Genomic DNA, 7,816 nt, shown 5'->3' with positions numbered 1-7,816 from the left:
GTTCCAGGGTCAGCGGACCTTCGTCCCGGCAGGTCTGATTGGCCGCGGTGCCATTGGAGGATGTGCAGGAAATCACGGGACGTGGCGGCGTCAGGCAAACGGTTGTTCTTGGATCCACCGCGCCGGGAACCGCGGGAAGGCCCGGGATCGGCGTGTTCAGGCATGGCGGAGCGACCGTCTGCTGTGTCGGGGTCCTGTTGATGTCGGGGAAGCTCACACCCTGCATCGCATCGAGGTGATAGAGATAGCCCCAGAATTCCTGGAAGCCATGCGCGGTCGGCAGCGCGTCGGTGTGATCGCCGAGATGGTTCTTGCCGAACTCKCCGGTGTTGTAGCCGAGATCGATCAGGAATTTCGCCAGCGCCGGGGTACCCGGCCGCAGATAGGACGGGCTGCCCGGCAACTGGGGCGGGATCATGCCGGTGCGCAGCGGATGCATGCCTGTGAAGAAGGCATTGCGGCCAGCCGTGCAGCTCTGCTCGGCGTAGTAGTGCGTGAAGAGCGCGCCTTCCTGTCCGATCCGGTCGATATGGGGCGTCTCCCCAACCATCAGGCCGCGGTGGTAGATGCTCGGCTGCATGATGCCGATGTCGTCGCCCATGATGAACAGGATGTTCGGTCGGGATTGCGCCTGAGCAGGGGCCGGCGCCTGTGCCGGGGCCTGTGCGACGGCCGGCGTCAAGGCGCTTGCACAGATGAGCGCGGTAGCTCCCAGGAGAGCCGTTCGCGTGGTGTCGCAGGCGCTGGCAAGAATACGGCTGAGCCTCGTTCGGCTGTCAGCGGGGGCAGTGCTCGTAGTTCCGGCGAGAATGTCATGCTTCACGGCATATCCTCCTCTTTTAGATCTTCGAGACTCCGCGCCGGACGCAGCGGAAGCCGATATGGCTTGCCGAGGTGTCGACGAGTTGGGGGTGGCGTGCCGCCGGCCGGTAGCGGCGGCAGTAATTGGGCGCACACAGGTGTGAGCCACCCTTCAGGACCCTGCGCGGGATCCTGAGTTCCGGATGGCATGGGTCGTAGCTCTGATCCTCGCGCCCGCCGCGCGGGTTTTCCGGGATGCAGCAGGCTTTTGGCGCATCGGCGGCGTGCCTCGCCACGTAGAAATCGCTCGTCCATTCCCAGACATTGCCGATCATGTCGTAGAGGCCGTAGCCATTGGGGGGGAAGGCGGTAACCGGCGAGGTGCGCGTAAACCCGTCCTGCGCGAGGTTCTGTCGCGGGAAGTCGCCCTGCCAGGTATTGGCCATGTGCTGGCCGCCGGGCGTGAACTCGGCGCCCCAGGCGAACTCCGCGCCGTCGAGGCCGCCGCGGGCCGCGAATTCCCATTCAGCCTCGGTCGGCAGGTCGATCCCGGCCCAGTGCGCATAGGCCAGCGCATCGGAGAATGCCACGTGCACCACGGGATGGTTGTCGAGCCCGTGAATGCTGCTCCTCGGGCCGTAGGGATGCCGCCAGTCAGCGCCCTTCAAGTAAGTCCACCACTCGCCCCAGAAGCGCAGGTCAGCGGGATGGTCGGGGGGCGAGAAGACGAGAGAACCAGCATAGAGCATCTCTGGCCGGGCCGCCGGGTAGTCCTTTGGATCCGGACACCGCTCCGCGAACGTGACGTGTCCGGTGGCGCGAACGAAGTCACGGAACTGGCGGTTCGTGATGGGCGTACGGTCCATCCAGAAGGCGTCAACGGTAACCTGGTGAACCGGAGCCTCTTCAGGGTAATGGCGATCCGCCCCCATGCGGAACGTGCCGCCGAGTATGACGAGCATATCTCGCGGAGGCGCAGTTGCCGCACTCAACGCTCGTTTCAGTGGATCGCTGGGGGCAGCGGACGGTCGTTCCGTGATTTCAAGACTTCGCATGAAACACTCTCTGAGTGCTCGGCTCTCAGGTAGGCTGTACCGATAAATCGGGGGTCGCTCTACTGGACCATGGCCCAGTATCGAGGCTCTCCGGCCTCCGGGATTTCCCGAGGCCCMGCGGTCAAGGTTCAACCGCTGACACCATGCCTATGCCGAAAAAGACTGGGCGCCCAAGAGCTTCGGCCCCGGCAAAAATGCATCTCGACAGGGTAGAGGTGACGCTGAATAATGCGGCCTCCCAGAACTTCGAGACCTTCCACGTGCCGCTGCGGTAGTAAAGATGGAAGTTCGATTACAACTTGCAGCAAAGACCACCCGAGGTGTTGGAGCGTTGGGCCTGCTCCTTCTGGTGCTCGCCTTCCCTTGGCTGGCTCCGGCTGCGCGGTCCCAGCGGAAACCAGCGCGCATCCTCTTTCTGCATGCGTTCAACTATACATTTCCGGCCACGGCGGCCATCAGCGAGGCCGCGCGAATTCGGTTCTCGGAACGCGCTCCTCACAAGATCGAGATCGATGCCGAGTTCCTTGACCTCGCGCGCAGCTCCGACCCCGCGCATGAGGATCGGATGGCGTCGTTCCTGCGTGACAAGTACGCGCGCTCCCCCCCGGACGTCATCGTCACCCTGGGGAGCCTGGCACTGCCCTTCATCATCAAGCATCGCGCCACGATCGCCCCCACCGTACCCGTCGTGTTTACGAGCATCTCGTCGGCAACCTATGCCATCTCACGACCGCCTCCCGACGTCACCGGGATCATCACGGAGTTCAATCTGGAAAAGACGCTCGCATTGGCGAAGGCGCTGCAGCCCAATTCAGGGCGCGTCGTGATGATTGCCGGGAGCGCCGAAGTGGATCGCCGTTGGCAAACCCAAGCGCAGGCGACGATGCAGGTTCACGCCGAGTTAGAAGCCACGTACCTTTTCGGCCTGCCTTATGACACTCTCGTTGCAGAGTTGGGACGTGTTCCCGCAGACGCAATCGTTATCGTCCTGACGGTGTTCGCGGACGGCACGGGCAAGAGTTTTGTTCCGGCCGAAGTCGCGAGTGCGCTGGTCGCGCTTTCCCCCGCTCCCGTCTATTCACCTTACGATACCTATCTGGGCAATGGCACGGTTGGCGGCTTCATCGAGACGTTCGAGTCTGTCGGCATAGCCGCAGCCGACCTCGCACTTGAAATCATTGCAGGCGCTGACCCGGCCGCGCTCCCGCCACGAACAAATCCCGGACAGAGCTACCGCGTCGATGCCAGGGCGATGCAGCGTTGGAATCTGCGGGAAGGCAATCTTCCGGCCGATGCCGTGGTCCTGTTCAAACAGCCGACGATCTGGGACCAGCATCACAATCTGGTGCTTGCGGCCCTCGGCACCTCTGCCCTGCAGATGGCCGTTGCCGGCGCGCTGCTGCTTCAGATGCGCAGAAGGCAGCGTGCCGAATCTCTGCTCAAGGAGAGCGAAGAGCGGATGACCTTCACAGCGGCATCCGTGAACCTGGCCCTCTGGCAATTCAACMGCGAGACCAACGCGCTCTGGGCGACAGAGCACGCGCGGGCCCTGTTCGGTCTTGGGGAGGATACTCCCCTCTCCCGCGATGCGCTCCTTGCCGCAATCAATCCCGAAGATCGCGCAGGAGCGATGAACTCGCTCACGAAGGCGGCCAACAGCGACCAGTCGGCCGTCGCAGACGTTCGCGTCATGCGGGATGGCGAGCCGCGCTGGATACGGATTCGCGCGCGGTTTCATCCCGCCCCCGGGGTCGATCCGAAGCAGCTCAGCGGAATCTTCATCGACGTCACCGACCAGAAGATGGCCGAGATCGAAACGGCCTTGCAGCGCCAGGAGGTGGCGCACCTGATGCGGGTTTCGGTACTGGGCGAACTGTCGGGCGCGATCGCCCATGAGATCAATCAGCCGCTCACCGCAATCCAGTCCAATGCGGAAACGGGGCTCGATTTGCTTGCCGCCGCTTCGCCAGACCTGGCTGAGCTCCGCGATGTGTTGCAGGATATCGTCGACGATAATCGCCGGGCCAGCAATGTCATCCAGCGCTTGCGTAACCTGCTCAAGAAGGGGGAGACCACGGCTGTCCCCGTCGATGTGAATGAGCTCGTCACGTCGACGCTGGCGCTGCTCCATAATGAACTCGTCAGTCGCAGGATCAGCGTAAACCTCGAACTGGCGGGTGGATTGCCCGGGACGGTCGCGGACCCCGTCCAGCTACAGCAGGTCCTGCTCAACCTCCTGGTCAACGCCATGGACGCGATGGCTTCCACCCCCACGCCCGAACGAAACATCGCCGTTTCGACTTTGTGTACGCCGACGAGGATGATCGAAGTCCGCGTCAAGGATTGCGGACCCGGGATTCAGCCGGAAGCCGCGAGCCACGTGTTCGAGCCCTTTTACACGACCAAGCCAAACGGACTTGGCCTTGGACTGGCGATTTGCTCGACCGTCGTCGAGGCCTATGGTGGCGAGGTCGAACTTGCGAACGACGAGGCCGGCGGAGCGGTCGCGAGCCTCTTGCTGCCAGCCAAATCGCCGATCTCAGCCGAGTGAGCGCCCGATGTTTACAGTCTTCCTCGTTGATGACGACACATCAGTGATCAAGGCCTTGTCCCGCCTCCTTGGCGTAAGGCGATACACGATTGCGGCTTTCACATCCTCGCAGGAGTTTCTCGCGGAACATGACGCTTCCATTCCAGGCTGCGCCGTCGTTGACGTCTGCATGCCGGGCCTCGATGGCCTTGAACTTCAGCAGGCACTGACAGCCACGGCGATGAGTCGGCCGGTCATCTTTCTCACCGGCAAGGGCGACATTCCGACCACAGTGCGTGCCATGAAGGCGGGCGCCGTCGATTTCCTGACCAAGYCGGTCAGCGCCCAGGATCTGGTGGCCGCCATAGAACGCGCGAGGGAAGCAGATTCTCGCGCCCGGCAAGCGCAAGCCGAGCTGAACTCGGTCGAGAGCAGAATTGCAACCTTGACGCCCCGCGAGCGTGAGGTTCTGACACATGTGGTTGCTGGAAAGCTGAACAAGCAGATCGCATACCAGCTCGGCACCGTCGAAAAGACGATCAAATTCCACCGTGGGTCGATCATGAAGAAGCTCGGCGTTCGTATGGTCGCCGATCTGGTGCGCCTGACAGAGAGGGCCGGCATTTCCGCGTAGTCRCCCCGCGATGCGTACTGGCCCAACGGTCAGGTCGACAACGGGAAAAAACCGCCTCACGTTCCGCCCCATGGGGCAGGATTCTTCCTGGATCGCTATCGTGGACGACGATCCGTCCGTGCTGAAGTCCCTGAGTCGGACGCTGAGGGTTCGCGCCTATGAGACGAAGATCTTCAGCTCGGCCCGCGAATTTCTGGAGGTCTTGCCCACGGGGACGCCTGCCTGCCTGATCCTTGACTTGCAAATGCCTGGGATGACCGGCCTCGAGCTGCACCATCAATTGGTCAAGGCTGGCGTCCATATTCCGACCATCATCATTACGGCCCATGGTGACGGGATGCGCGAGCCGTCTCACCCCTCGGACATCGTCGCCGTTCTTTCGAAGCCGTTGCGGAATGCGAACCTATTCGACGCGCTCGTGATTGCACTCGGATCAACTGGAAAAAATGATGCTGTGAGTGTGCCGAGCCGAGACTGACCCCGTGCAGGAGTTGGCGAATGACACGCCTGGTTCTAGACCTGCTCCGCCCCTATCGTGGCTGGCTGCTCATCGCCTTTGGCGCAATGCTGGTCGAAATTGCCGCCAGCCTCGCCGCGCCCTGGCCGCTGAAGCTGGTCCTGGACGATGCGCTCGGCAACCATCACTTGCCTGAATGGCTAGCATGGCTGCATCAGTACGGTTTCAGCCGCAACACGACCGGTGTCGCGCTCTTTGCGGGCGTTGCCACTCTGCTCATCGCCATCATCGGCGGGATAGCGACCTACCTGGACAATTACTACACCACGAGCATTGGCCAGTGGATTGCCAATGATCTACGCATCCGCATCTATGAGCACCTGCACCGTCTGTCGCTGCGATACTATCAGAATGCCAAGATCGGCACCCTGATCTCCACCATCACCTCCGATGTCTCGACCCTGCAGAGCTTCGCCTCGTCGTCGACGTTGAGTATCGTCGTCGACCTTCTCACGATCGTCTTCATGGTCGGGCTGATGTTCTGGCTCGACTGGGACTTCACCTTGATCGCAATCGCCGTCATTCCCTTCCTCCTGGTCTTCATCATGCGCTTCAAGCGGGCGGTGAAAGAGGCGACGCGCGTGGTGCGCGTCAGGCAGAGTGAAGTTCTGGCGGTCGTCGAACAGGGCCTGGGCTCGGTCCGGGCGGTCAAGGCGTTCGGGCGGCAGGATCTCGAACTMGCGCATCTGCAGGATGTCAGCCAGGCGACAGTCGATGCGGCGCTGAAGGCACGGCGGGTCAAGTCCCTGCTCTCGCCGGTGGTCAGCATCGTGGTCGCGTTCTGCACCGCCATCGTTCTCTGGAAGGGAACGGCGCTGATCATCGCAGGCACCATGACGGCCGGGTCACTGACGGTCTATCTCGCCTATCTCTCAAAATTCTTCAAACCCGTTCAGGATCTTGCCAGCGCCACGACGGCAATCGCGCAGACGACCGTAGCGCTGGAACGCATCCAGACGATCCTCGCAGCCGACGAGATCGTCTTCGAACGCGCCGATGCGGTTGATCCGGGGCGCGTCAAGGGCGCGATCACCTTCGAGCATCTCGCGTTCGGCTACGAGGCCGATGTGCTCGTGCTGCGCGATGTTTCCTTCTCGATCGCGCCTGGGCAGGTCGTTGGCATCGTCGGGCCCACGGGCTCAGGCAAATCCACCGTGCTCAGCCTGCTGCCACGCTTCTATGACGTGAAGAGCGGGCGCGTCCTGATCGACGGCACGGATGTCAGCACGTTCAAACTCGCCGCCCTGCGCGCCCAGATCGGTTTCGTGCTGCAGGAGACGGTGCTGTTTCGCGGGACGATCCGGGAGAACATCGCCTATGGGCGGCCAGGTGCGACAGACAAGGAGATCGTGGCGGCCGCCAGGATCGCCAATGCCGACGAGTTCATCGCCCGCATGCCGCATGGCTATGATTCCATGGTCGGGGAGCGCGGCGATACGCTGTCGGGCGGCCAGCGCCAGCGCATCGGCATCGCCCGGGCCGTCGTTCGTGACAGCCCGATCATGATCCTCGACGAGCCGACAGCGGCGCTCGATACCGAGTCCGAGCACCTGGTGATCGAGGGGCTGCGGCGGCTGATGGCGGGCCGCACCGTCATCATGATCGCCCATCGCCTCAGCACGATTCGAAATGCCGACAAGATCATCGTGCTGAAAGACGGGATCGTTGCGGAAGAGGGCCCGAATGACGAGCTGATTGCCCGCGGCGGGATCTATGCCGAACTCAACCGCGCCCAATTCGAAACGACCGCGGCCAAGTGAGGTCGCCCCGTCCCTTCCTGCGCAAATCAAGGAGTGCCGGCCATGTCGCACAAGCTGATTGTCCTTCCCGACGACACCCCCGATGCCATCCTCGCACCGATCAACGCCGCCACGCGGGTGCTCAATATCAGGATGTTCCTGTTCACGGACCCGACCCTGCTTGGCGCTGTGCTCGCAGCGAAGCAACGCGGCGTCCAGGTGCGCGTCATGCTCAACCCGGCGCGCCGCGACGGCGCGAGCGAGAACGAGGAGACGCGCCAGGTGCTCGACGCTGCCGGCATCGAGGTGCGCGACAGCAGCCCGGCCTTTGCTCTCACCCACCAGAAGTCGATGGTGATCGACGATACGATCGGCTTCGTCGAGTCGCTGAACTGGGAGACGCGGGATCTCACCGAGACGCGTGATTATGCCGTCACCACCACCGACAAGCTGGAAGTCGCGGAGATGGTGCGCTGCTTCGAAGCGGACTGGGTACAGACGGAGTTCGCGCCCGATCCTGCGTCGAAGCTGATCTGGTGC

General features: G+C 62.7%; 7 protein-coding genes. 5 read left to right on the top strand and 2 right to left on the bottom strand.

Going from position 1 to position 7,816, the window contains the following annotated elements; all coding sequences use genetic code 11:
* Both AC1DJT_RS31445 and AC1DJT_RS31440 read right to left on the bottom strand, forming a co-directional pair.
* Positions 1 to 601, bottom strand: a 601-nt coding sequence (locus AC1DJT_RS31445) for a sulfatase-like hydrolase/transferase (protein ID WP_476835590.1), incomplete at its 3' end; no start/stop codon positions are given.
* Between the two features lie 238 nt (positions 602 to 839).
* A complete protein-coding gene (locus AC1DJT_RS31440) occupies positions 840 to 1,763 on the bottom strand; it encodes a formylglycine-generating enzyme family protein (protein WP_476770408.1) in 924 nt (307 codons plus the stop codon).
* A gap of 424 nt (positions 1,764 to 2,187) precedes the next feature.
* Between AC1DJT_RS31440 and AC1DJT_RS31435 the strand changes: the two genes are divergently transcribed.
* From AC1DJT_RS31435 to AC1DJT_RS31415, 5 genes are all read left to right on the top strand, one after another.
* The gene (locus tag AC1DJT_RS31435) at positions 2,188 to 4,407 is read left to right on the top strand and encodes a sensor histidine kinase (RefSeq protein WP_476835588.1); all 2,220 of its coding nucleotides are present in this window, start codon (positions 2,188 to 2,190) and stop codon (positions 4,405 to 4,407) included.
* Between the two features lie 7 nt (positions 4,408 to 4,414).
* Positions 4,415 to 5,020 carry a response regulator transcription factor gene (locus AC1DJT_RS31430; RefSeq protein ID WP_476835589.1) on the top strand — a complete coding sequence of 202 codons (606 nt, stop codon included), beginning with the start codon at positions 4,415 to 4,417 and terminating at the stop codon, positions 5,018 to 5,020.
* Between the two features lie 100 nt (positions 5,021 to 5,120).
* Positions 5,121 to 5,498, top strand: a complete 378-nt coding sequence (locus AC1DJT_RS31425; protein WP_476770405.1) for a response regulator transcription factor — start codon at positions 5,121 to 5,123, stop codon at positions 5,496 to 5,498.
* A 20-nt stretch (positions 5,499 to 5,518) separates the two neighbouring features.
* The gene (locus AC1DJT_RS31420) at positions 5,519 to 7,297 is read left to right on the top strand and encodes an ABC transporter ATP-binding protein (RefSeq protein WP_476835587.1); all 1,779 of its coding nucleotides are present in this window, start codon (positions 5,519 to 5,521) and stop codon (positions 7,295 to 7,297) included.
* Between the two features lie 42 nt (positions 7,298 to 7,339).
* Positions 7,340 to 7,816: phospholipase D-like domain-containing protein (locus AC1DJT_RS31415; protein WP_476835586.1), on the top strand; the 477-nt coding region annotated here is incomplete at its 3' end.

The organism is Allobosea sp. 05T422_2, assembly GCF_056396265.1.
This window is presented reverse-complemented; position numbering and strand designations above follow the sequence as displayed.